Origin of the sequence: Psychroserpens algicola, assembly GCF_014526325.1 — a bacterium.
GTDB classification, from domain to species: Bacteria; Bacteroidota; Bacteroidia; order Flavobacteriales; family Flavobacteriaceae; genus Psychroserpens; species Psychroserpens algicola.
In genome coordinates this window covers 95,928-122,411 of record NZ_JACNMJ010000008.1, presented here as the reverse complement: position 1 = coordinate 122,411, position 26,484 = coordinate 95,928, and the positions used below count along the sequence as shown (strand labels likewise).

At 33.7% G+C, this 26,484-nt stretch carries 19 protein-coding genes and 1 tRNA gene; 1 reads left to right on the top strand and 19 read right to left on the bottom strand.

Going from position 1 to position 26,484, the window contains the following annotated elements:
* Nucleotides 1-109: 109 nt before the first annotated feature.
* The 17 genes from H7350_RS15350 to H7350_RS15270 form a co-directional block, all read right to left on the bottom strand.
* Nucleotides 110-490 carry a cupin domain-containing protein gene (locus H7350_RS15350; RefSeq protein ID WP_204346808.1) on the bottom strand — a complete coding sequence of 127 codons (381 nt, stop codon included), beginning with the start codon at nt 488-490 and terminating at the stop codon, nt 110-112.
* 62 nt (nt 491-552) lie between these two features.
* On the bottom strand, nt 553-2,823 hold the full coding sequence (locus H7350_RS15345) for an alginate lyase family protein (protein ID WP_204346807.1): 2,271 nt from the start codon (nt 2,821-2,823) through the stop codon (nt 553-555).
* Between the two features lie 169 nt (nt 2,824-2,992).
* A complete protein-coding gene (locus tag H7350_RS15340; protein WP_204346806.1) occupies nt 2,993-3,760 on the bottom strand; it encodes an SDR family NAD(P)-dependent oxidoreductase in 768 nt (255 codons plus the stop codon).
* Nucleotides 3,761-3,772: 12 nt separating this feature from the next.
* A complete protein-coding gene (locus H7350_RS15335; protein WP_204346805.1) occupies nt 3,773-4,876 on the bottom strand; it encodes a polysaccharide lyase family 7 protein in 1,104 nt (367 codons plus the stop codon).
* 32 nt (nt 4,877-4,908) lie between these two features.
* Nucleotides 4,909-6,183, bottom strand: a complete 1,275-nt coding sequence (locus tag H7350_RS15330) for an Nramp family divalent metal transporter (RefSeq protein ID WP_204346804.1) — start codon at nt 6,181-6,183, stop codon at nt 4,909-4,911.
* 4 nt (nt 6,184-6,187) lie between these two features.
* Nucleotides 6,188-8,080, bottom strand: a complete 1,893-nt coding sequence (gene gndA, locus H7350_RS15325; protein ID WP_235989369.1) for an NADP-dependent phosphogluconate dehydrogenase — start codon at nt 8,078-8,080, stop codon at nt 6,188-6,190.
* 11 nt (nt 8,081-8,091) lie between these two features.
* Nucleotides 8,092-9,114, bottom strand: coding sequence for a polysaccharide lyase family 7 protein (locus H7350_RS15320; protein ID WP_204346803.1), 1,023 nt, complete (start codon nt 9,112-9,114; stop codon nt 8,092-8,094).
* 18 nt (nt 9,115-9,132) lie between these two features.
* Complete coding sequence (locus H7350_RS15315; RefSeq protein WP_204346802.1) at nt 9,133-11,439, bottom strand: chondroitinase-B domain-containing protein; 2,307 nt, start codon at nt 11,437-11,439, stop codon at nt 9,133-9,135.
* 90 nt (nt 11,440-11,529) lie between these two features.
* Entirely contained in the window at nt 11,530-13,362 is a 1,833-nt protein-coding gene (locus H7350_RS15310) for a T9SS type A sorting domain-containing protein (RefSeq protein WP_204346801.1), read from the bottom strand.
* 26 nt (nt 13,363-13,388) lie between these two features.
* A complete protein-coding gene (locus H7350_RS15305; protein WP_204346800.1) occupies nt 13,389-14,321 on the bottom strand; it encodes a polysaccharide lyase family 7 protein in 933 nt (310 codons plus the stop codon).
* 312 nt (nt 14,322-14,633) lie between these two features.
* Nucleotides 14,634-14,706: transfer RNA gene (locus H7350_RS15300), tRNA-Met, on the bottom strand.
* A gap of 306 nt (nt 14,707-15,012) precedes the next feature.
* Nucleotides 15,013-15,924: a leucine-rich repeat domain-containing protein gene (locus H7350_RS15295; protein WP_204346799.1), complete on the bottom strand. Its 912-nt coding sequence runs from the start codon at nt 15,922-15,924 to the stop codon at nt 15,013-15,015.
* 141 nt (nt 15,925-16,065) lie between these two features.
* Nucleotides 16,066-16,248 (bottom strand): CPXCG motif-containing cysteine-rich protein, encoded by a 183-nt coding sequence (locus H7350_RS15290; RefSeq protein ID WP_204346798.1) that lies wholly within the window; start codon nt 16,246-16,248, stop codon nt 16,066-16,068.
* An 18-nt stretch (nt 16,249-16,266) separates the two neighbouring features.
* Nucleotides 16,267-17,592, bottom strand: a complete 1,326-nt coding sequence (locus H7350_RS15285) for a TolC family protein (protein ID WP_204346797.1) — start codon at nt 17,590-17,592, stop codon at nt 16,267-16,269.
* The gene (locus tag H7350_RS15280; protein ID WP_204346796.1) at nt 17,573-20,770 is read right to left on the bottom strand and encodes an efflux RND transporter permease subunit; all 3,198 of its coding nucleotides are present in this window, start codon (nt 20,768-20,770) and stop codon (nt 17,573-17,575) included. Before H7350_RS15280 ends, H7350_RS15285 begins: the two co-directional genes overlap by 20 nt.
* Nucleotides 20,770-21,906 (bottom strand): efflux RND transporter periplasmic adaptor subunit, encoded by a 1,137-nt coding sequence (locus H7350_RS15275; protein ID WP_204346795.1) that lies wholly within the window; start codon nt 21,904-21,906, stop codon nt 20,770-20,772. The genes H7350_RS15280 and H7350_RS15275 overlap by 1 nt, the downstream gene beginning before the upstream one ends.
* A 120-nt stretch (nt 21,907-22,026) precedes the next feature.
* Complete coding sequence (locus H7350_RS15270; protein ID WP_204346794.1) at nt 22,027-23,934, bottom strand: ABC-F family ATP-binding cassette domain-containing protein; 1,908 nt, start codon at nt 23,932-23,934, stop codon at nt 22,027-22,029.
* 112 nt (nt 23,935-24,046) lie between these two features.
* Here H7350_RS15270 and H7350_RS15265 point away from each other — a divergent pair, with 112 nt between their 5' ends.
* The gene (locus tag H7350_RS15265) at nt 24,047-24,436 is read left to right on the top strand and encodes a DUF983 domain-containing protein (RefSeq protein ID WP_204346793.1); all 390 of its coding nucleotides are present in this window, start codon (nt 24,047-24,049) and stop codon (nt 24,434-24,436) included.
* Nucleotides 24,437-24,445: 9 nt separating this feature from the next.
* Here the strand turns inward: H7350_RS15265 and H7350_RS15260 are convergent, their stop codons facing one another.
* The gene (locus tag H7350_RS15260) at nt 24,446-25,501 is read right to left on the bottom strand and encodes an NAD(P)/FAD-dependent oxidoreductase (protein WP_204346792.1); all 1,056 of its coding nucleotides are present in this window, start codon (nt 25,499-25,501) and stop codon (nt 24,446-24,448) included.
* Nucleotides 25,502-25,573: 72 nt separating this feature from the next.
* The gene (porN, locus tag H7350_RS15255; RefSeq protein ID WP_204346791.1) at nt 25,574-26,473 is read right to left on the bottom strand and encodes a type IX secretion system ring subunit PorN/GldN; all 900 of its coding nucleotides are present in this window, start codon (nt 26,471-26,473) and stop codon (nt 25,574-25,576) included.
* Between the last annotated feature and the right edge of the window lie 11 nt (nt 26,474-26,484).

The following is a 26,484-nucleotide window of genomic DNA, read 5'->3' as shown; positions in this document are numbered from 1 at the left end:
AAATTTTATATGTTAAAAAAGAAAATAATCAGGTTAATATAGCAAACATTTTCTTTTTTGTAAGAATATTACCACAAATCAAGCGCTAAGATATAGGTGTAGTAAAATTTTATTTTGAATTCTTGTCTCCAAAATAAGATACTCCGTCACCACTTAAGAAATCTTCTCTTACTGGGCTAAATGTGTCAATCAACTCACCTTCTTCTAAACAAACAGCACTATGTAACAAATTAGGCTCAATATACACGCCATCTCCTGCTTCAACAATTTGCTTTACACCATCAATTTCAAATTCAAATTTACCAGACACACAAAATGTAGCTTGTGTATGAAAATGTTGATGCGGTGAACCTAATGCACCTTTTTCAAATTTTACTCTTACCATCATGATTTGGTTATCATATCCTAAAAACTTTCTTGAGACTCCTCCTCCAAGTTCTTCCCATTCCATATCTTTAGTAATGATATACTTTTCACTAAATCGTTTCATATGTTTTTTAATTTTATGAGCTCCTCTTAGCTCAGTGTGATTATTGATTTATTGTTCTTGTTTTATTTGAAATAATAAGAACCCGACCACTCATAGTTCTTATCGTTGATTGTTATGTTATGTTTTGCCTCTTTTGAAGCATTGGTATTTGATGTTATAAATAGTTTAGTATTATCGTTTATAGTGGTGATAGAAATTGCAGTATAATCTTCAGTATCTAAAACAACATCTAATTTTTTGATATTACTGTTTGAGTTCTTAGCAGATTCTGTCACTGGACTATAACTTCCATGTGCTTCTATTACAGAAACAAATATTCTGTTTTTTGTAGTTTTTGCTCTAAGTATTAATGCTGGATCACGACGTAAATTAAATTCAGGATCGTTAGCACCAATTCTTGTGAATAACAATTCATCATTATTATTAGTTACAGTTGTTAGTGTATAAAATTTATTATTGTTGAACCATGAAAATTTAGAATTATCACTATTTGCTTTTGCTCTAGCTTCTAAATATAAATGTTGATATCCATTTTTACTCCCCAAAGCTTGTAAAGTTTCTTTTGTCTTGTATTCAAAATTAGTTTGTAATACTTGTCCGAAATAATAAAAAGGAAAATCATATTGGTTCGTTGAAGCCGAAGTTACCTTCATAATATCCAGCATGTATGGCTTTTCAAAATCTTCATCTTTAATGACAGCCATCGTACGAAGCATTTCTGTTCCAGGATAGGCATTAGGTTCTTTGGCACTTGCTGCTTGTACATTTTCATTTTCTGAAGAAAAATAATGTAGTACCGAATGATGCTGACTTCCTATATCATATTTCGCATTAAAATGAGAGTTTTCGTTTTGTATTAAGGTGTTATGCGCAATGGTTTGTTTTGCCCAAGTTTTGTTCTCCTTTAGGTAATTTCCGCCTCCTTTTTGCTCGATATTTACAAAACGAGCTAAGCCATAATCTTGAATAACCTCTTCTCCGTTTTCATATAATGAATAGGACAATTTATCATAATGACCATGGCTAGAGCCTTGTGCTGCATACTTAAACACCAACTCAATATTCTCGTTCCTTAAAATAGCCACGCCACCTTGAGTTCCATTTTGTCCATCAGATAAGTTGATAGATGTTTTAGTGAAGGGTTTAGATTCTCCGTTTTTAATACCTAAAGCTACAGCCAAACCAGAATCGTCTAACAATACTTGGTTTTGCTCTTTGGCAATACTTAATAAACCAGGATCTTGGTCTCCATAATGATATGAAATATCTACTGCTGTAACTAAAGCGCTATTGTAATATGACATACCTTTTTGACCATCATTAAGCGGAAAAAAATCACCATCGGCATCTGATAAGTTCAATAAGGCATTTATTGATTTTAGTAATACGCCTTCTTTGTATTCAAATATTTTTAATTCGGGTTTTACATTATGCAAACCTTCTGCAAAAATTAAAAAAGGATACATAGCGTAGCGTTGGTAGTATGGTCCTTCATTATAATAGCCATCTGGTGAAAAAGGTTCTTCTATATTGGCTAAAAAACCGGCTTTTCCATCTTTGTTTAAAAATCCGCCATCATCATCTTTTTTTGTAGCATCCAGTTTTAAATCTTTAATGCCGTATAAAGCACGATCAATCAATTCCTGATCGTCCATTACTAAACCAATCATACCTACTGCTGCATTTCCCCAGGTACTATGATTGTGAACTCTCTGATAAAACTGCGGACTATCAATTGAAATATGATCTGCGAATGGTCTAAACAGATTTGTTTCTAATTTGTTGCGCTCTTCTTCAGACAAATAATTATAAATACAATCGTAGGCCTGACTCACATACACTAACCAATTAGAATCATTTAAACATTGCCAGAATAATTTACCTCTAGCATAAGATCTTGTTTTTGGATGAAGCGGTAAAGTTTTATACAAAGCTTCATATTGCATTAACATGTCTTTGACATATTTGGCATATTTTTCATCATCTAAAATTTGATATAATACACCTGCTTTTTGCAATACGACCCAATTACGTTTGTGTCGTACATGCGTGTAACCACCAGAATAATCTTTTGGAATTGGCACTTCGATACCTGCTTCAATTTCGGCATCTATTTCTTCTTTTACCTTGGCTAAGGTGTTATCAAAAATTGGGATGGTTCCTAACTGAGCTCTAATATCGTTGACGCCTTGAGCAGTCAAAATTAGTTTTGGGTGTTCATCAGAAATTGTTTGATTCTCATTAGCTGGATCAGAGGTAACCTCATCTTTACATGAAAATGTGGTTGCTAAAACAGCAACTAAAATGAATACAAATGATGATAGATTTTTCATACAAATAAATTGGTTTACCAGATTGGTTTACCAATATAAGGGATTTTTTTGCTTAATTCCAAATAAAGTATAGATATTTAACTGAAATCTATTCTATTTTGATTTCTGACAGATAGAAAAACTTTAATATGTATTTGTGATTTTGTCCTTATTATAATTCAGTACCACACTACATATTGTACACACCACCATTAATATCAAGCGTTGCACCTGTAATAAAGCCATCATATTCAGATGCTAGATATAAAACTGCTCTAGCAACATCGTCAGCATTTCCTGCGCGATTAATAGGTATACCTTCAATTGTTTTGGCTGCAGATTCTTTTGTTGTGTGTGTATTATGGAATGATGTTCCTAAAATTAAACCAGGTGCAACCGCATTAACACGGATCCCTTTTGGACCAAGTTCCGTTGAAAGTGCACGCGTATAAGTTAGGATGGCTCCTTTACTAGTTGCATACACTAATGAACCTGGATGTCCGCCTTTTCGTCCTGCAAGTGATGCCAAATTAACAATACTACTGTTGCCATTTTTTGCCAAATAAGGAGCAGCAGCTCGCGTTACAAATTGCATAGATGTCATGTTTATATCCATAACTTTATGCCAGAAGTCAGCTTCTAATTCATTAAGCATTTTGCGAGCAACCAATGAACCTGCGTTATTAATAAGTATGTCTAAGCTTCCCAAGGTTTCCACTGTTTTTTCAACTAAAGCATTTGCATCCGATTCTTTTGTTAAATCACCACTAATGGCAACTGCTTTTAGTCCTTTACTAGTTGCGTAATCAACCAAGGTATTGGCAGTATCGGCACTCGAAAAGTAGTGAATGGCAACATTAGCGCCACTATCTATAAAATGCTTGGTAATGGCTTCGCCTATTCCTTGTGCTCCTGCTGTGATTAATATGTTTTTTCCTGAAAGTTTATTATTTATCATCTCTATTCTAATTTATTTTACTTTATCATTTTTACTAAAATAGCCTTCGTTAGATACAGCATTGTCGCTTACTGAAATACTTCCCGTTTTAAACCAAACTTCCGCGTAATTTCCGTCGGCATATTGTTTTTGAACATCACCATCATGGGTTTCAGCTCCAGAACACCAGTTTCTATTTACTTTTGGTGATTTTCCATTGGTTTGATTGTAGGCACCAAGTTTAAAAAAACAGCCTTCACCTGCATAAGCTTCTTTCCGTTCCACACCATCCTGACCAATAGGTACAAATAGTTTTTGCGTTTGCTCTGGGATATCTGCTTTTGTTGTGTATTCGGATTCAATTAAGTTTTTAGTAAAGGTCTTGGTTTCATGACCTTCACTTGTAAACTTCAAAGTCATAATACCATCCTTAACTACCACTTCATAACTAAATTCTTCACCTAAAGCAATCCCATCTTTTGGTTCTTCAGGATAGGTGTTTTCTGTATCACCAACTACTGAAAAATCATGTCCCCAAACTGCAGAAGAAAAATCCCAGCGTCCTGAATTATCATCACCAGCTGTATTGATTTCATAATGCCAAAACACAGAGCCTTTGGTATGACCTGGAAATTTTTTGTAGAAAATTTTTAAAGGTTCATTTTCGTGCTTATCTGCACTATGAATTTGTCCTACAACAACCGCATGCGAAGCCGCAACGCGTGCATCTCCAGTAGCAGATACATTCATAACTTTTAAGGTTGCTGTTAATTTATCATCTGCTGTTTTAGGATACCATTTTTTGGTTTGTGCTAATTCGGTTCTTGTATTATTTGAGGTGCCATGTGTATTGCCTCCATTAGGTGTTTTAAAAACCACCCAATTATTTTTACCATCGTTAGTTGTATAAAAGTAATCCTTGTTTTCAAAGTTATTGGCAATTCCAACATTAGATCCATCACCTAAAATTAATTTCCAATGATCAAAAAACGGAATGACATCACTGGCAAATACTGTTTTTTCAGTCTCTTTTCCTTCAGTTGTTTCTTCTACCTTTTCAGCTGCATTCTTACAGCTATTCAGTGTAAAAATGGCACATAAAATACAAAGTGCTATTGTGCTTGTTTTTTTATTCATGGTGGTATTATTTAATTTTATGTTTTATTTTTTTAGAAATATTCTGTTAGTGCAACTATCCCGTTATATGAAATGACTAATGAAAAGAACAGTGCTGCAAAAAGTCCGATGTTAACGCCCAACCCTGTTTTATAGTTTTTCATTATTTTTTTACTATTGACCATTAAAATGATTCCTAATACAACGGCTGGCAATACAAATACATTAAATACTTGAGAAAGAATTTGAACTTCAATAGGATTGGCACCAAAAGCTGGACCAATTAAAGCCACCAAACAAGCGATAAAGGTTATAATCCTGAATTGTTTAGAATTGGTATCTAACTCTCCAGATTGGTAATCGGCAATTAATAAAGGGGCTATTAATAAACACGGAAAAATAGAAGATAAACCTGCACTTAACGCTCCAAAAAAGAAAATAGTAACCGCCCATTTACCTGCTACTGGTTCTAAAGTATTTGCCATATCTAGTACTTGACTCACCTCTTTACCTTGATAATATAAAGCACCTGCAGCGACTGCCATAATGACGCCACTAATAATAAATATTAAAATCGCAGCTGTAATAGAATCCTTTTTTTGTTGATCTAAGTTTTTAATCGTCCAACCTTTTCCTTTTACAAATAAGGGTCTGGATAAAAAGGTAGCTGAAGCCATCGTCGTACCAACAAAAGCAGCTACTAGCATTTTACCACCAGGAACATCTGGGATGGTTGGAATTAATCCTTTTACAACATCCATTGGAAGTGGTTGCACAAAACACAACGAAAGTATAAATGAGAATCCCATTAAGGTAACAAAAATGACCAGTATTTTTTCAAAAAACGTGTACTTACCAACAAGCATTAAGAGGTAGAATGTAATGATGATGATCATGGCTGTTATTAAAACAGTTTGATATTTATAATCTGCTAAACCATCAAAGTTTACATTTAAGATTTCATAAATGATATTTGAAGAAATCCCCAGAATTCCCATTAAGGAATTCCATTGCCCAAAGGTGATACCTATAATGATTAATATGGCTAAAGCTTTACCATATTTTAGGTGTTTTTTAAATCCGTAGAGTGCTGTTTCACCTGTTATCAATCCGTAGTTTCCATAAGCAAACATAAGTACACCAGAGAAGATACAACTTAATAAAAGCACCCAAAGCAGTTGCATATTAAATTTGCTTCCTGCAACAATCATAGACGTCACACTACCTGTACCTATGGTATAACCTATGGCAAAAATACCAGGACCAAACCCTAATACTATGGCAATAATTTTTTTAAGTAACGATGTCTTCGGTGATGTTGTTTCCATAATATTAGTTTGTTTTATTCCAAATGGTGTGATGACTTTTCACGCCATCATCATCATTTCTTTTGTATGTATGCGCTCCAAAATAATCACGTTGCGCCTGAATGATATTTGCTGAAGAATCTACAGTTGTCATTCCGTTAAAAAACTGAATAGATTCACTCAGACATGATGCTGTAATATCATTAAGCACACATTGCGACACCACCTTTTTAACAGATGGTTTGTAGTGTTTTATTGATGCTATCAATTGCGAGTCGGTTAATATATTCGTTGTCTTTTTGAAGACTTCAACTAATGCTTCCATTAATGTTGATCTTATGATGCAACCGTTTGTCCAGATTCTAGCAATTTCACTTAAATTTAAGTTCCATGAGAATTTATCTGAAGCTTCAGCAATGAGTTTAAAACCTTGATAATGATTGATAATTCTTGCAAACTGATAGGCTTCTAAAATTTCGGTTGAAGACACCTGTACATCTGAAATGGTTTCACTTTTAAAATTAGCATCTAACTGCATACGTTCCTCTTTATAAAATGAGGTATATCTTGCAAACAACGCCGAAGCGATTAATGTACTCGGTACGCCCAATTCGGCTGAAGCAATAGTTGTCCAGTTTCCTGTGCCTTTATTTCCTGCCTTATCCAGTATCTTTTTTACCAGCCAATCATTACCTTCTTTTGTTCTTAAAATATCTATAGTTATTTCTAACAAATAGCTATTCGCCGTGTTTTTCCAGGTTTCTAAAATGTTAGCAATCGCATCTAAGTTATGACCCGAAGCTTCCAAAATAGTGATAACTTCAGCCAGTAATTGCATTTCAACATACTCGACACCATTGTGTACCATTTTAATAAAATGACCACTACCTTCGGGTCCAACATAGGTGCAACACGGTAAGTTATTTTGGTCTTTTGCAGAAATTTTTTCCAGAAAAGGCTTCACATTGTTATACGCTTCTTGATCTCCACTTGGCATAATAGATGGTCCTTTTAGAGCACCTTCTTCACCACCAGAAACACCTGTTCCTATAAAATGAATGCCTTTAGATTTTAAATACTCGAAGCGTTCTTTTGTTTTTTTATAGTTGGAATTTCCACCATCAATTAAAATATCACCAACAGATAAATGAGGTAGCAAATCTTCAATGACGTAATCGATTGTTTTACCTGCATTCACCATGAGCATAATTTTTCTTGGTGTTTCTAAGGCATTTACAAATGCTGAAATATTATCAAAAGCAGCAGCTTCAGATAATTCGGGATGCTCAGCTTTAAAGTTTTTAGCCACATCAACTTCAACACCATCAACATGCCTGTTGAACATAGCAATTTTAAAACTGTTCTTAGCTAAGTTTCGGCACAGGCTTTTTCCCATAACACCTAAGCCAAACAATCCAAATTCTGAAGTATTCATTAATTTGCTTTTTATCCTTTTTACAATGTTTTCTGGTGTTACTTCAATATTAATCTTTAAGGCACCTTCGGGTTCTTCTAAAATATCAAACTGTGATTGTAATAATTCCGAAGGCATAAAATGATCTTTCCTAGCATTTGCCCTTATAAAAATCTCATTAAAAGACCCAGACAAAAACACCCATTTTGTTCTGGATTTAATATCTAAACTTAATATATCACGATACTTTTGTTTTAATGCAGAACATACAATAACGCAACTGTTTTTAGCTAGTTGCTGTGTCGCTAATGTATTTAATGTCTCCAGCCAACCTTGTCTATCCTCATCATTCAAAGGCTGACCACTTGCCATTTTTTTTATATTTTCCTTAGGATGAAAATCGTCACCATCAAAAAAAGGAATCTTTAATTCTTCAGCAAGTAATGTTCCGATGGTACTTTTACCACAACCAGAAACACCCATTATAAATATGACTTTATTCAATGTTCCTTATTTCATTTATTGGGGTCAGTAGATGGACCAACCGTCGCCTCTTTAAACCAAACCTCAGCATAACTTCCATTTTCATACTGCTTTGCAATATCGCCTCCATAGGTTTCAGACTTGGTACTCTTTCCGTTAGCCTGATTATAAGCACCTTGTTTGAAATAATTAATCTCACCAGCATAAGCAATTTCTCGTTCTACACCTGGTGTTCTTCTGGAAGCATACACATCAATAATCTGTTGTGGAATTGCTTCTTGTGTAGAAAAATCTGATTTGATTAAACTTTTAGTAAACGTTTTTGTGTCATGACCTTCACTTGTAAACGTTAAATACATGATTCCTTTATGAACATTTACTTCATAACTAAACGCTTCACCTAAAGCAATGCCATCTTTTGGCTCTTCAGGATTAGTAGTTTCATCTGGTCCTTTAACCGAAAAGTCATAACCCCAAACTGCGGTAGAATAATCCCATCGTCCTGAATTATCACCTTCAGTATTGATTTCGTAATTCCAAAACACAGAGCCTTTTGTATGGCCTGGGAATTTTTTATAGAAGATTTTAAGCGGTTCATTTTCATGACCTTCGTCACTATGAATTTGCCCAATAACTACTGAAAAAGAGGATGAAACATTGGCATGTCCTGTAGTGGACACGTGCTGCACTTTGAGTGTTCCCGTTAGCTTTCCGCCTTCTTCTGGAATCCAATGTGCTTTTTCACCTAACTCAGTTCTTGTATTACTAGAGGTTCTAGAAGTGACTCCAGAATTTGGCGTTTTGTAGACAACCCAATCGGTTTGACCGTCGTTTTCAACATAAAAGAAATCGTCTTTTTGATAGTTGACTAAGCTGTCTACATAAGTCCCATCACCCAAAAGTATTTTCCATTTGTCCATAAACGGAATAACGTCACTTGGATATTTTACAGTTGTTTCAGTTTCAACTTCAGTGTTAGTTTCAGTTTTTTTTGCTTCGTCCTTACAAGACAATATTGTTAAAAGAATAAGGAAAATAAATAGCGATTTCTTCATTTGTTTATAGCCTTAAGATTAATACATCAATGTCATAACTAAATTTTCTTCGGTCTTAATTTCACCTGAATTAATGACTGTATTATTTGATTCTACATTATTTTTTGCGCCCCAAAGAATAGAGACAAATTTTACTTTATTGTTTTTGAAGGTGTTGTTATTGATGTTCACATTTACAATTCCGTTGTGGTTAAATAACCTTTTGTTTTTTTCATTTTCTCCGCAATTTGTAAAGGTGCTGTTGGTTATTAAAAGATTTCCTCCAATGGTAGACTCGTCATAACCACCTCGATAATAATCGATGACATTTTGTTTGACATTATTGAAATTACAATTATCTATGGTAAGATACTCGGTGTTATAATCGCCTCTGTCGTTGGTTTCTTCAGATAATTCAATCCCATTTTCACAGTCGGAAATAGACGTGTTTTTGAATGTGATTTCTTCAGAAAAGGCTTGTTTATAAACCCTTAATGCATAATTAAAATTACTGATTTCAGCATCAAAAACTTCTAAACCAAAATGATTAGACATATTCTTTTTTAAACTCGCAAAGGCATAATTAGTATTATTCCCTTTTAACTTGATGTTTTTAACTGTTAATTTTCCGTAAGGTTGTAATGAAAATGCTGGTGTATTTGCTGCACCTTCATATTTAATTTCTGAATTCCCATTGGATTGAAAAGTGATCGTTTTGTCAATGACTAAGGATTCTGAAATCTTAAAAACACCATCATTTAAAGCTATAATATCACCACTTTCGGCTTCTTTAAGTTTAGCCACTAATTCTGAAGCATTTGAAACAGTATGCGTTTTAGGGTCTTTAGCTTCAACTTCATTTGAATACCAATCTGCACCATATTTTGATTTATCTAAGAGGTCTAAATTGATGTTGTCTCCTTTTAAAATCGCTCCAATTTGATTGGATTTACTTCTTGAGTTTCCTAGTAAGTCTTCCGTGATCGTTTCAAAATCAAAACCGTTATACACTTCAACATCACTATATCCTGAAATAGGCACACGTAGATCTGAGCCTATATCTGTCAGCGTTAATTCCAAAGCTGTTAAACCTTCACGTTTTTCGAATGGCACACCATTGTTATCAATAATATTACTCGCAAAGGTGACACCATCAGCTTTATCATGCTCAATTATTGGGTTTGGATCACCTTCAGAATTATAAATAATGTTATTGACGACTTCAGTTCTTAAAGCTCTTGCTGAGCGAATTTCAGACTCTGGCAATACATCTGCCTGTGATATATTTGTACCAACACCAAATTGCCATGGCGAATCGGAATCTACAAAGGTATTGTAAGCCACAACAACATCAGTCACTTGGTTGTATCTATTTAAAGGCGATTTTGGAATGCCGTTCATAATTGCAATCGGACTTCTAAAATTCTTGCCTTTTATTTTGTAAAACAGGTTATTCGTCACCCAGTGACCAGTATTGATAATTCTAATGCCACCATACTGATCGTTTTCACCATTGCCAATAAAATAGTTGCCATCAACAGCAACATAGTTACCATGTCTTGTAACTACGGAGCCTTCACTTTTGTAAAACACATTGTTTTTAATGATATTGAAATTGGTTTTACTTGAAATGATTTCAACTTCGCCGTTACATTCCTCAAATAAATTATTTGCGATTAATGTGTTACTCGGACTCATAGACGTGAAACTACTTCCTAACTGAATGGTTTCACCTCTTGCACCACCTTTTCGTGGTCTAGGACCAAAGTGATTATTAATTATTTTGTGATAATTTCTTATACTTTGGTTTCCTTTTAAATCCACTCTTACTGTTGGTCCGCCATTGGTCTTACCAGCAATATAACAGTTACTTAATTCGTTATGCTTTCCGTAAAGCTGCACCCAAAGATTGTCTTGATCGCGCTCTAAATTGTTGAAATCTAAAATCACACAATTGGTTACTTTAGAATGGTTAGCGACGTCTTTTTGACTGGTTCTAAACGCAATAACATTATCTTTTGGCGAATGTCCGTTTCTAAAAAACAAACCATTAACTTCTAAGTAATTTCCGCTAATTTCTAAACTTGATTCTCCTTCAATAAACACTTTTCCAGCAGTTTCTGCTTTTAAGGTAATTGACTTGTCTTTAGTGCCTTCACCAGTAAATTTAATTTCTACATCTTTCCAAACGCCATTACTTAAAATAATTTCATCTCCTGCTTTACAATTTGTTATCGCCTGATTTAATTCTTCTGCATCATGAACTACAATAGAATTTTTATTTGACTTTTCTTCACAGCCTAACCAAAGGAGTGTTATAAAACATAGATAAATGATTTTTTTCATAACTAATTATTTGGTATTTAAAACATTAAGATACAAAAACAGAAAACTTTTTTTTCAAAAGTTTCCTGTTTAGCATCAATTTAAACTTACTTACTCTATGATAAGTTTTTTTGTAATACTGTTTCCGTTAGATTGAATCTTTAAAAAATACATCCCATTATTTAAGTCAGACACATCAATACGGTTATTTGTTAATTTATCTTGGGAAAGTACCTTTTTTCCTAATACATCGTACATCACTATCGAAGTTATTTCTAAAGTATTAGCTTCAATTATAACATACTCTTTTGCAGGATTAGGATACATTCTAAAATCAGTAATATCAGTCTCAGCTAAGCCTAAAGTTGCATCAGAAACCACGATTTCACCAGAATAGTTAAATGCTTTATCAACAGCATAAATCTTATAATAATTACCTGCAGAATACGTCTCTGTAAAGTTAGTATCAGTCCCAATATACACGACTGTTCCTGTAAGACCATCGGTACCGTTTGTAGTTGTACTTCCAAATTGATAAATGCCATTTTGATTCGGATCATTATCAGCATTTGGCATTGTAGTATATTTAAAAACAACATAGCCGCCGCCATCAACACCGCCTGCAGGTGCAGTCCATCCAATTGTGGCTGTACCCGAATTATTTGCATAAGTACCACTAGTTGGGTCACTTGGAGCACTATCGTCATAAGCACCTGAATACACTACAAAATCATCTATACGTACTGTATCTGTATATCCATTATCGTCGCCATCAAGACGTGCAACAGCCCAATTTGATGCATTAAACACAGAGCCCGTTGTTATAGTTCTATAGGCTTTAGTATAGGTGTTTGCAGCAAATGGTGTGACATCCGTTGTGTTTCCAGCAACACCACTAGACGTATTATTTAAATAAATACCTGCATCTAAATCATTACCAGGATCTGTTGGTGCTGAGTAAAAGTATTGAACAGTATATTCTGTATCTGTTTGAATTGTAGGATTTGTCGGTGAAGGCGACTGCATACGAACATTATTAGAACCTGGATTAACAGCCCATGCAGCTGAAAACGTACCCGTTCTTGCCAATGATGCATCATCTGTCATTTCTCTTACGGCTGAGTTTCCTGTTGAAGACACCGTCCATTCCGTTTGAGCAGTATCAATTTGACAACTTCCGGCAGAACTCATGGTATCATCAGCTGTTTGCATTTCCATACCACCATCCATCTCAGGAAACTCTCCAATTACTTGACCAACTGCTGGAGGTGTAGTACCACCTGTATATACAATTTGCGTATTTACACGTTCTGCTTTTCTTTGGTTTAATGTACTTGGTGCTGATGATGAACCAGCTCTGTAATTTAGAGATTGGTTTGCTGTGGGGCTCCAATGCCAATTTAATGAACCGTTATCAGAAAACAACAGATTAGGCTGTCCTGGATCTGCAGGAATCAAATTAGAGCAATCCCAATCTACAGCGATTTCTAAAGCGCCTCCTGTATAGTTAAAACCTGAAGATAAAACAAAGCTCATAAAGCCTTCTGCACCAGGAAAATTGTTAGTTGTATTAAATGTATATGTCCCAACAATAGTAGCACCAGCTATAGCATCATCCCATGAACTATCTAAAGCAACGACTTCTGTTGCACTAGAATTTTTCATATAAACTGTCATGGTAGCATCACCTGAAGCTGTGATAATATTTGTTGAACCTAAATCAAAATTTATTTGAGATATGGTTGCTGAAGATGGCAACGAAGCCAATTCAGTAGCTGAATACAACATACTTGCACGAGAATACACTGAACTCGATGAGCTGCTAGAACGTTGAAAAGGACCTCTAGTAGCAGAAGAAGACGTCTCTGTACCTAAGGTAAGTGTTGTTTGCGAATAAGCAAAACTTGAAAAAAGTATTGCTATTAAAAGTAATTTTGTTTTCATAAACGTGCTGTTTTGTTTGTTATATATTAGTGGGTGATACTCAAATTATAATATTTCACATATGAAAATGCATCAGCATTAGTGGAGGTTAAATAATTTCCTGCTTTAAAATAATTTTCAAAAGGCCATTTTTCTAAACTAATATCTTCATATATATAAGGCTCGTCTTCATTTAATTGCACTTCTATTCGGGCATCAGAAGCTGTTATTCTAAAATTAAATGGTTCAAAACCAACGTATCCTAAATTCACTTTTATATCAGCCCAAGTTCCATTATAAACATCATATAAATCATCTCCTGAAGTCGATTCATCAACAAGCGATTTTTTGTGACACCAAACATGTCCATCTTTCCAGTAAATCTTAATTAAAGGTGGCCCGTTATTCGATGAAAAACCATGAGTATTCATATCATCTTCTGAAATAATACCATGAATTTGCATTACTATGACTTTGTGATAGTCATCACTAGACTCGTTATTTTCTGAGACCGCATCAACTTTAAGTCTTCCTGTCATTTCTCCTCCTTCTAAAAGCGTCCAATTTTCTCTTGAATTACTCGGATTTATAAGCTCTCTCAATTCGGTTCTAGAATACGAACTATTGGTTGTAGACACATCAGGAAATGTATAAAACACTAATGAACTATCAGAAATATCATCATACATATATGGCTGAACTGGCTCTAAGGTTTGGTAACCATAATTAATCAATACGTTTGGCTGGTATTCATCAGGACTCCCATTATTATTTTCATCAACAGGGAGTGTCACTTTCCAATTTGAAAAGTCAACTTCTGCATAAACAGGACTCTCTTCCTCTTCTTCCTCCTCCTCAATAACTTCATCAATAATCTGTGGATCACCTTCATTATCAGTATCGCTAGAGCATCCAAAATTTGGAAAAAAAAACAAACTTATGAAGAGTACTGTAAGATTAAATTTTAGTGTGTTTTTCATTATAATCAAAATTGGTTTACCAATCTGGTTTACCAAATATAATCATATTTATTAATTGTGCAAAAAATTGCGTGTAAAGTTTAGAAATCCTCAAATATCAATTACTCAAATTGGTTATTATAAAACTATTGTTAAAATCATGAAAAAATAGTAAGTCTTAACAATTACACACATATGATATCATTGTTGATTGCCTAAGAAAAAGTGACGGAAATATGACATCTACCAAAAGGGCTCAGATGGTCAGTTAGTAAATTTTTTAAACATGAAGCTTTAAAAAAAAAGCCAAACACTTTCGTGTTTGGCTTGTTGTAGCGGGAACTGGACTCGAACCAGTGACCTTCGGGTTATGAGCCCGACGAGCTACCTACTGCTCTATCCCGCGATTTAATCAAAAAATGATTTGAACTTAGCTTTAAACTTTCGGCTCATAATACCGACTCTATCATTTTAGGACTGCAAATATAATAGCTTTTTTAGAGAATACCAATTTAATCTCTAAATATCACATCTATAATTTTGATGTTTTTCTATCATGCTTTAAAGAGGAGAACAATCAGCACATCTATACTATACAGTGACAATGAGTTAACACAAGAATCATTTAATAACAAATTTTTATTGTCTCATAAAAAAATAACTCTCAACACCTAGATATTGAGAGTTATTCTAACTAATTTAAAACTATATGTTAATTATCATCTTCTTCATCAAGAGTCACTATAACACCTTCTGAATTCATATTTACGAAGTCAAACTGAACTAATTCCGGAAGTTGTTCTTTAAGTTGAACCAACTCTCCTTTAAAATCATTGTTACCTAAAAGCAATACTTTTAAATTGACAAGATTAGCCATAGCGTTAGGTAATTTTCCGTAGAAAGCATTATCAGAAATTACTAATTCTTCAAGCTGGGTTAAACTACAAATTGAGTTTGGCAATGTTCCGAAAAAATTATTATCAAAAACACTAAGCTTTTTTAGTTCTTTAGCATTTGCTATAGTTGATGGAAGTTTCCCTGAAAGTTTATTACTACTTAATAACATTTCTTTTAAGTTCACTAATTCACCAACTGATGAAGGTAATTCACCTGTCAACTGATTGTTATATAATTCTAATGAATTAAGATTTGTAAGTTGTCCGATAGATGATGGGATTTCTCCATTAATCGTATTCATAAACAACTTTAATTTTCTCAAGGACTTCAATTCACCTATTTCATTTGGCAATGCTGAGCTCAGCATATTAAAAGAAATATTTAATGTTTCTAATGATTTTAAATTTGATATGGTTGCTGGTATACCTCCACTAATTTTATTTCTAAAAAAATTGATGTGCTTTAGATACACTAAATCACCAATAGCATCTGGAAGTGTGCCTCTTAAATTGTTGAATTCTAAGTTAAGCTCTATCACTTTGTCATCTTTCACAACAACGCCATGCCAGTCTTGAACAGGCTTGTTAAAATCCCATGATGTTCTCCAGAGATCTCCATTTGTTGATGTGTATAAAGCCTTTAGTGCTTCTTTTTCCTTTGTAGAAACGTTACCATAGGACAATAAGGTAACTAAGCAAAGTAATAATGTAATTTTAGCGGTTTTCATAATAGTAGATTGTTTTTGGGACAACAATTTCTGTTACGAAAATAGCGCAACAACAGATGAAATACAATTATTTTCGACGAAATACACTTTTCTTTAACATTAAAATATATAAATACCTGTAAATTAGGCACTTAAACAATTTTACTGTTCGATATCTAAAGCCTCAAAACCCGTAATTTCTTGTTTATCAGTACTTATTCGGAGTTGAATTGGGTTACAACAGACTTCGCAATCTTCAATATACAGCTGATTAGATTGTGAAATATCAATGAGCATCGAAATGGTTTCCCAGCAATAAGGGCATTGAAAAAAGTGCTCTAACATTAGTCGTTGTTATAAAGTTTAAAGTTCAGTATTTAATAAATCACCACTTAATTGAAGGACAGTTAATTCGGCTAGTTTAGCATCATATTTTGCTTGATTACGACTTAACTCAGCATTTAATAGATTGAGTTGGGCTTGTCTAAATTCGATTGAAGTAACTTGTCCTATTTTAAATTTTTCCTGGGTTCGATCAAAGTTATTTTGAGACGTTTTGATATTATCCTCTTGCACCTGATATATAACCAATTTATTCTCATAATCATCCCAGGCATTATTAAAATTTCGTTCTATATCTATACGCAACTGTTCTTTTTGTAGTTTTTGATTTTCTAAACTGATTTTTGCATTTTGAACACTTGTGATTGTGCTTCCTCCATCAAATATATTCCAGGTTAAATTTAAACCTCCCGAAAGTCCGGAATTAGTAGAAACTGCAACAAAGGATGCAGCATTGTTATTATTTTTATTCCAGCCATAAGTCCCAGTTAAACCAATTGTTGGTAAAAACTGAGCTTTATTTGTTTTTATATCATACTGACTAATAGCTATATTCTTTTCTGCTTGTAGTAAGGACACATTATTAGCTATTGTTTTTTCATACAGTTCTTGTTTATTTAACTGAAGTAAAAAACTCACATCTGTATCAACATCAAATATATCACTGAGCTTATTTCCCATTACCACATTTAAATCACGCTTTGTATTTTTTAATTGTTGCTTGATATTAATTAAATTAATACTATCATTATTGATGTCTACTTCGGCATTTAACACATCTAATTTAGTGGTTTGTCCATAATCAAACTGGTAACCAGCTCGGGTTAATCTATCTCTTGATATGGCTATAGTTTGCTCAAGAGCTTCAGAGTTTTCTGATAGTTGTGCTACAGTATAATAAATTGAAAACAACTGAAGCACTGTAGTTTCAATAGTTTCACGAGCTTCAAGTTCAGACAATTGATATTCTTCCTTGAGACGTTTGTAATTATATCTTCGGCCAAGACCATCAAAAAGTGTGTAATTTAAATTTATGGAAGCATTATACCGATTACTTTCAGCGCCATTTAATGTCGTCGATTCTCCATTAGAAAATTCTGCTTCAGTATTGTCTAAATTGTAAGTAGCTCCAGCATTACCTGTAAGCGTTGGCAGAAATCCTGTATTGAGAATTCCTGTATTATTGTCAGCAATTTCAACCGAATTATTAGCTATTTTAATTCCGTAATTATGTTCTAAAGCTAAAGCAACAGCTTGCTCCTTAGTTAGCACGTCTTGTGCTTGTGTGCTTAGGCAACACAATACAAACAGGACTATGATTTTGTTACTAATGCTCATTACCTTCATTTTGTTCTTTAATTGCACGTTCTACTTCTTCTTTCGTGATATCTTTTCCTGTTGCCAACCACTTACTATTCTTTTTAATACTATTACTAAAAGATAGGAACAATGGTAACACCAGTAATGTTAACACAGTAGCATATCCAATACCAAATGAAATTGAAATGGCCATAGGCTTTAAAAACTGAGCCTGTCTGCTTTTTTCTAATAACAATGGTGCTAAACCAGCAATAGTGGTGAGTGAGGTTAGAAAAATAGCTCTAAATCGTGATTTACCGGCTTCAGACAGCGCCAAATCAAAATTCATCCCTTCTCTTAGGTTGGTATTAAATTTTCCTATTAACACCAAACCATCATTCACCATAATACCAATTAAAGCAATGATTCCTAATAAGGATAAAACATTAACTTGAAAATCCAGCAACCAGTGACCCCAAGCTACAGCAGTAAGGCTAAATGGAATAAGCAATATGAGTAATAGTGGTTGAGAATAACTTCTAAATGTAAAAGCAATAGTGATATATATGAGTAATAATATAATTGGACCAGCTACTGCCAGAGAACTGGTTAGTTTACCTGCTTCTCTATTTTGACCTTCATAAGATGCGTTGATTGTTGGATACTTAGATTGCAACTGTGGAATAAACGTTGTTTTAATATCATCAATAATATCTGTAGCACTGGTACTAGGATCTTTTAAATCGGCATACACTTGTATTTCTCGTTTTCCTTCTAAATGGTTAATAGCGACATCGCCTCTTGCAATACTATAGCTTGCTATATCTTTTAAAGTCACGCGCTCTCCTGATGGAGTCACTATTCGCATATCATCTAAATCATTGATAGAACTTCTGTTGTTCTTATCATAACGTACCCAAACTCTAATTTCATCTTGTCCACGCTGAAAACGTTGCGCCTGTGCTCCAAAAAAACCTGAACGGACCTGAGCCATAACTGTTCTCAAATCTAAGCCTAATAAGTAGGCACTTTCTTTAAGCTCAAGCCTAATTTCTTTAATTCCAGCCGGATCATTGTCACCAATATCTTTAAGCAATGGGTTTGACTCCATATAAGTTTTTAATTCTTCCTTAGATGCTTTTAGCTCTTCAATATTATTACTTAATAAGGATACTGAAACAGGATTTCCTCCAAAATTTCCGCCAGAACCATAGATAAGACGCTCTGTACCAAGTACTGGACCGACTAATTCTTCGAGGCGATTAGTTACCAAAAAGGATTGTATCGCATCTGGACGCTCCTCACCAGGTAAAAGGTTAATTCGTAGTCTGGCACTTGAACTACTGGTGATATCGACAATTGTATTTTCAAACAATTGTTTTCCGGTACCTTTTAAGTACTTATCTGTAAGTTCTTTATTCACAATGAAAGATTTCTCTTCAATCATCGAAATTATAGAATCTGTAATTTTTACATTCGTACCTGCTGGCATCACCAACTCAATGTTTGCTGCATCACTTGCTATTCTTGGAAATAATGTAACTCCAATAATTCCGCCACCAAGAGAACCAAACGTAAGTACCAATAACATCACAAAAATTCCTAAAGCAAATAATTTAAATTTCAATACAAAGTTCAAAATTGGCGTGTAGACTTTATCTCTAAGAAAAGCCATAAAATTGTCACCCGTTTTATTAATACCACGCATTACCGCAAAAAATCCTTTTGATTTCTTAGCATATAAATCTTCTTTTTTTATGCGCAATGCCTTAGAATGGGCTAAATGGGCTGGTAAAATTATAAGCGCTTCAAATAAGGAAACGGCTAAGGTTAGAATCACAATTACGGCGACTTCACTAAAAAACTCACCTATTCTGCTGTCTAAAAAGAAAAATAAGGAGAAGGCTAAAATTGTCGTGATGATTGCAGATACGACAGGTGGAATAACCTCAAGAGTACCATCAATTGCAGCTTGTATTGGTTTTTTCCCTTTTTCATAATGCTGATAGATATTTTCTGCTATTACAATTCCGTCATCTACCAGAATACCAATTACGATAATCATTCCGAAAAGTGATAATACATTAATGGTAACATCAAACTGACCAGCAAACATAAACATGCCCAAGAATGATATCGGCAAACCAAAGGCCACCCATAATGCGAGTCTTGTATTTAAGAAGATAGATAGGAATAATAATACCAAAATCATACCCACTACCGCATTTTCAGTTAATAACTGAGTACGTTGTTTTAGTGTAATCGACCTATCATTGACCACATCAATTTTAATATTATCATACTTTTGATTGTAAGTTTCAATAAACTCTACAACTTTATCAGCCGACGTAATTAAATCTTCATTATTGGTACTTGTAATAGATATATTGACTGCCAGTTCCTGATTGAAATAGGTAGAATTTGGTGTTTCAGAGAAGCGGTCTCTAATAATTGCCACATCTTTCAGTCTGATTACTTTTCCGTCGGAAGTAGCTCTTACAATAATATTTGATAACTCACTACCATAATATTCTCTGTTATTTGCTCTAATTAGATATTCTTCGGCTTCTGTTTTTACATTTCCACCTGTAACCAAAATATTTGAACTGCTTACTGCTTCAGCTACTTCATTGAAGGTTAAATTATAGGCTAACAAATCGGTTTCGTTAACTGCTATTTCAATTTCTTCTTCAGGAAACCCTGAAATTTCAATTTGAGAAATCCCATCAATAGCACGTAAATCGGTTTCTACCTGACGTGCTAATTGCTTTAACGTAACTAACGGAATATTTTTACCACTAATTGCAAATGATATCGTTTCTCTTACAGCTTCTTGTTTTGAAACTACCAGAGGCTCCATTCCTGTTGGAAATGAAGGCACTCTATCAACAGCATTTTTCACCTCAAGCAACATAAAGTCTAAACTTTCACCTTTTTCTATTTCTACAGTGATACTTCCACTGTTTTCACGAGATGTAGAGGTGACTCTATCGATTCCTTTTAACCCTTTTAAATTATCTTCAATTTGAAGTACAATCCCTTCTTCAATTTCCTGAGGTGAGGCTCCAGGATATGTGATTGTGACATTTATTATTTTAGACTCCGTTAGTGGAAAAAACGAGGATTTTAATGATAATGCACCAATAATTCCGAAAATAAAAAACGCGATAATTACCACATTGACCGCAACATGATATCTAATAAAATATTCAATTACTTTTCTCATTATTGAATAGAATCATTAGTTGACGAATTAATTTCGGCGACCTTAACCTGCATGCCTGCATAAGCTCCTGGCACAGGTTTTCTCAAAATTATCGATCCATTTGGTACATTTTGTAAAACAACCTTTTCATTTGAAAAATGTGCAGGCTTAACAGAAATAACATCAAGCAAACTATCTCTAACGACATATATTTCTTCACTATCCAATAACAAGTTCCTGTCTATTTCTATGGCGTTTTCAACCTTTTCGGCATTCAGGTTTGCTTCTAAATACATGCCTTCTTTAAGATCTGGGTGTTGTACTTCAACATAAGCCGTTATGGTTTGTGTTGTGGCATCAATACTTCCATTAACTCTGGACACGATTCCGTTATAATTTTTAGTTTTTTCCAGATTGGTTAAACTCACCTTTTCACCTTCCTTTAAGACATCAGCAAATGATTTACTAATGGCTACTTCCATTTCGTAAACTGACGGATTGATAAACTCTCCTAGTTTTTGTCCGCTTCTTACTAATGTTCCTTCAGTAACTAAAGCTTCGGTTAAAATTCCTGTAAAAGGTGCTGAAATTCTATACTTTGAAAGCCGTTGCTCTAAATTTTTTACATTATAATAAGCACTTACTATGCCTCGACCTGTGATAAAATAATTTTCTTTCTCATCTGATATTTCAGGCAATTGCGGTGTGCTTTTATTTAAATCGAAATTGTTTAAATAGTTTTGCCATTTCTGAAACACATTAGGAAAGTCTAATCGTAAATCGGGCATAATTGCCGCAATATTATTGTATAAATCACTTTTTGCAGATTGAACACTTGCATAATACTCCGAAGCATCCAAACGAATTAGGGTTTCACCTTTATTAAATTTTTGACCTGGTTTAAAAAGCTTACTTCCTGTTTTAAAAACGCCTTGTACTTCAGAATACAATTCGACACGTTGTTTTGCATTGAGGTTACCATTTGCTGAAATCACAATAGGCACCAAGCTATTTTGAACTGTATCTACAAGTACGGTTTTAACGACTTTAGGGACAACTGGTTTCGGTTTGTTTTTGTTATCAATTAAATATTTAGCAAAAAAGAATGAGCCAATAATTAAGATAATTCCAAGTATGGAAAGAATAATATTACGCATAAGTATAAAGATGGTTAGGCATTACTTTAGTTTTCTCTTTGAAACTTAAGTTAATGCAGAACAAAAATATTTAAATACTAAATGGTATGGAGTTAAAAAAAACTTAAAACAAAATATAAATTAAGACAACTCCTCTAATTGGTACTGGATGGTTTCCCAATCTTCCATGAGTTGTTTTAATTGTTCTTTTTTGGATTGATATCGATCAAAAAATGTAGTATCAGCAACAGTAGCATCATAATTTGTAGCCAATTCGACATCATCTTGCTTGATATCTTTTTCAAGCTGACTTATTTTTGACTCAATGTTGCTTAATTTATTATTTAAGGATTTTAATTTCTTCTGATCTTCGTAAGACTGCTTATTATTGGCCTTTGGTTCTTCTTTAATAACAGTACGTCGCTCAACTTCTCTAAGATTTTCAACATTTCTTTGCTCTAGGTAATAATCGATATCACCTAAATATTCTTTTATGTTCTGGTCTTTAAATTCGTAAACAATATTTGAAAGCCCTTGAAGAAAATCTCTATCATGAGACACGAGAATGAGTGTCCCTTCAAACTTTTTCAGAGCTTCTTTTAGCACGTTTTTAGATTTAATATCCAAGTGATTTGTCGGCTCATCCATCACTAAAACATTAAGTGGTTTTAGCATGAGCTTTGCTAAAGCTAATCGGTTACGTTCACCTCCTGATAATACACGTACATACTTTTCTACTTCTTCACCTCTAAATAAAAATGACCCAAGAATATCACGAACCTTACTTCTATTGGTTTCGTTTGCAGCATCAATCATTGTATCTAGTACTGTTTTACTTCCATCAAGGTATTCGGCTTGATTTTGTGCAAAATATCCTATTTGAACATTATGACCGAGTTTTAACTGTCCTTTATGTTTGAGTTCACCAACGATTATCTTTGCCAGCGTTGATTTACCTTGTCCGTTCTGTCCTACAAATGCTGTTTTACTATCGCGTTCAATCATCAAACTAACATCAGATAACACTTGATTATCATCATAGCTTTTAGACACATTTTCGGCTTCTATAACCACTTTTCCAGGAATTACTGAAACAGGAAAGTTAAGCGTCATCACACTGTTATCATCTTCATCAACTTCAATGCGATCCATGCGATCTAACTTCTTAATGAGTGATTGAGCCATTGTGGCTTTACTTGCTTTGGCTCTAAACTTTTCAATAAGCTTTTCGGTTTGTTCTATTTGCTTCTGTTGATTTTTTTGTGATGCCAATTGTTGTGCCTTAATCTCGTTTCTCAGAATAAGAAATTTAGAGTACGGTTTAGGATAATCATAAATCCTTCCGAGAGAAATTTCGATAGTACGGTTGGTAACATTATCTAAAAACATTTTATCGTGAGATACAATAACAACTGCTCCCGAATAATTTTTTAAAAAACTTTCTAACCAAATAATAGATTCAATATCCAGATGGTTGGTTGGCTCATCGAGTAGTAAAATATCATTGTTTTGCAAAAGCAGTTTTGCCAATTCTATACGCATTCGCCATCCTCCTGAAAACGTATCTGTAAGTTTATCGAAGTCCTCTCGTTTAAACCCGAGACCCTGTAATATTTTTTCAGTTTCACCTTGATAGTTATAACCACCTATGATTTCATATTGGTGCTGAATATCATTGAGGTCAATCATTAATTGATTATAACTTTCAGTTTCATAATCGGTACGCTCAGCTAATTGCGTATTTACAAACTCCATTTTAGCTTCGAGTTCTTTAATCTCGCTAAAAGCTTCATACGATTCTTCTAGAACTGTTCTTCCGAAGACAAAATCAATATCTTGTTTTAAAAACCCAAAACTTAAATTTTTATCAGCAGCAATTTGACCTGAATCTGGCTCTAATTCTTTAGATAAAATTTTGAGCATCGTTGATTTTCCAGCGCCATTTTTTCCAATTAAGCCAATACGATCACCTGGACTAAGTTTAAAAGTGATATCTTCAAATAGATATTCACCTTGAAATGAGATAGAAAGATTATGTATATTAAGCATAGTTTTTTCAAATATTACAATTGCAATAAACAGTACAATTTTCTACAATCGTATGCGCAAAAAAATTAATTTTGTAATCCGTAAAAGCAACAAAAGTAAACAAATTTAACTCATGTTAAAAGGCACAAAAATTTACAGCATTTTCACAGGCGCTTGTCCTAAATGTCATCAAGAATCAATGTATCAAAACAAAAACCCATATGTTTTGAGTGATGTTTTAAAAATTAATGATAATTGCTCACACTGCGGAACACGTTACCGTTTGGAGCCATCTTTTTTCTATGGATCTATGTACGTGAGTTACGGTGTTGGTATTGCATTTGCTGTTGCTGCTTTTATTATCAGTTATTTATTTATAGGAACTACATTGCTAACATCATTTATCGTTATTGTACTTACAATGCTTCTTTTTGGTCCGATAATCATGAGGTTATCGCGAAATATATGGATTAACTTATTTATGAGTTATGACAAAACATTAGTTAAAAAAGCTAATCAATAAACTATATAATTAGTATGGTTTTGATTCAAATCTTTTAATATCAATTTCAGGATCTAAAGGATTTCCATTTTCGATGTAGTTAAATAATTGTTCTGCCACAAACGGAGAGATCATAACACCTCGCGTTCCTAAGCCGTTTAAAACATGTATGTTTTTATATTCTGAATGCGAACCAACCAATGGTCGTCTATCTCTTGTAGTAGGACGAATTCCGGCAACCTGATCTACAATTTCAAAATCGCAGGTGATGAATTGTTTTAGTTTATTAATAAGGTCTTCTTTAGCAGATTCAGTAACCTCATATGTTTTATCATGGTGTTCATAGGTTGCCCCAACCCAATACAAATCTTTTTCTAAAGGCACTATAAACACAGCTGATTTTAAGATAAAATCAATATTCAAATCTGGAGCTTTTATAGTTAGCATTTCCCCTTTTGTTCCCTGTAAAGGCAAATGTTTAAAAAAAGGATTTTTTGTTAACCCAAATCCCTCAGCAAAAACAACATGCTTAGCTTTGATTTTCTTATAATTAATCGTTTCAGAATTAATTTGTAATGATAAAAACTGAAATTCTTCAGAAATTAATCTATCGCAATTTTGAAGGTAATCCCGATAAGATGTAACAAGTTGAGTTGTATTAACTCTTCCGGAATGCATCACTTCACCAAATCCAAATTGTGCATCAATAAACGCATTTGTATTACTAACAATGTTAGGAGACATAAAGTCGCTTAAAACCGGTTTTTCAGAAGCGATATACCATTCATTTTGCTCTTCTACAGACGTAAATTTCCTATAGACAGGCAATTTACAATCCAACTTCACATCGAGCAATGCCTCAAGCGCTTTATATTTTGGAGCAGCTAATTCTAATTGGGACTTCGCATTCCAAACTTGTGTAAATCGTTTTAATATGACAGGATTATATAATCCTGCTGCTACTTTAGACGACTGTTGTGATTGGTTATCAAATACGACAAAGCTTTTTTGATGAGTTCGTAATTGCTCACAAAAAGCAATACCAGCTAATCCACAACCAACAATAATATAATCAACATCTGTCATATATGTAAAAGTAAAGCAAATAAAAACGCTCACTTGTTTTAGTGAGCGTTTTTTATTAGGATTGGGTTTAACTTAGTAAGCCCACATATCTTGTTCGAAATTACGAATCTTATCTTTGATACGATCAGATTCTAACAATTGCATTAAAGCGTTATCAGCTATATATTCTTTAACTTCTCTGTCTCCATATACATTTTCTTCTTTGTACATGTATCCATTAAAACGTCTAGAATTTAATAAATGATCAAAAGTCAAAGGCATGGCGCTATTTTTATTATTAAACGCTTTTCCTTCGTGTAATGCTTGTCTTGCTTCTGGAAAGAACACCCAGAATAAAGCATTAGGCACTTTATTAGCTTCGTCTTCAGAATCAATAAAGTTAATGTCTGGTGCAGCAGGAGCTATACCAAGTACTCTATACTTTAATTCTCCGTGACGTTTGTCAAAATACCAAAGTCCTTTGATTAGATAAGCACTAATATCGAATGCTTCAATGTTTCTTGTTCTAACATATTCAGGATCTACATAACCATCAGCATTTAACTGGTCGTAACCAATATCTAAAGTATCTGTTTTAGTTGTGATGTCTTTAAGTTCCTTCATTGAACGTTTTTCAGTGAAATAAGAATCATTATAAACATTTTTAATTCGTCCATCTTTAACTGCAGATATCAATGTATGATATAGTGAGCGTCTTTCTTTACCGATATTATTAGTATCTACTGGAAAGTATAATGGAAAATTTACACGTTCGTCTAAAACTACTTTTTCCCAAGTCATTTTAGAAAACAGTATGTCTCTATCATCAACATAACCATATTCTAAAGGCTTGTCATTATCTAATGCCAACTGAGCTTCAGTTTTAACACCAATTTCTTCTGGTGCTTTAGCATTTAAAAGATTTGCCTGAGCGTACATACTAGATGTAAATCCAACTGCGGCAATGATTGATAATAAAAATTTATAATTCATCTTAATTTAAT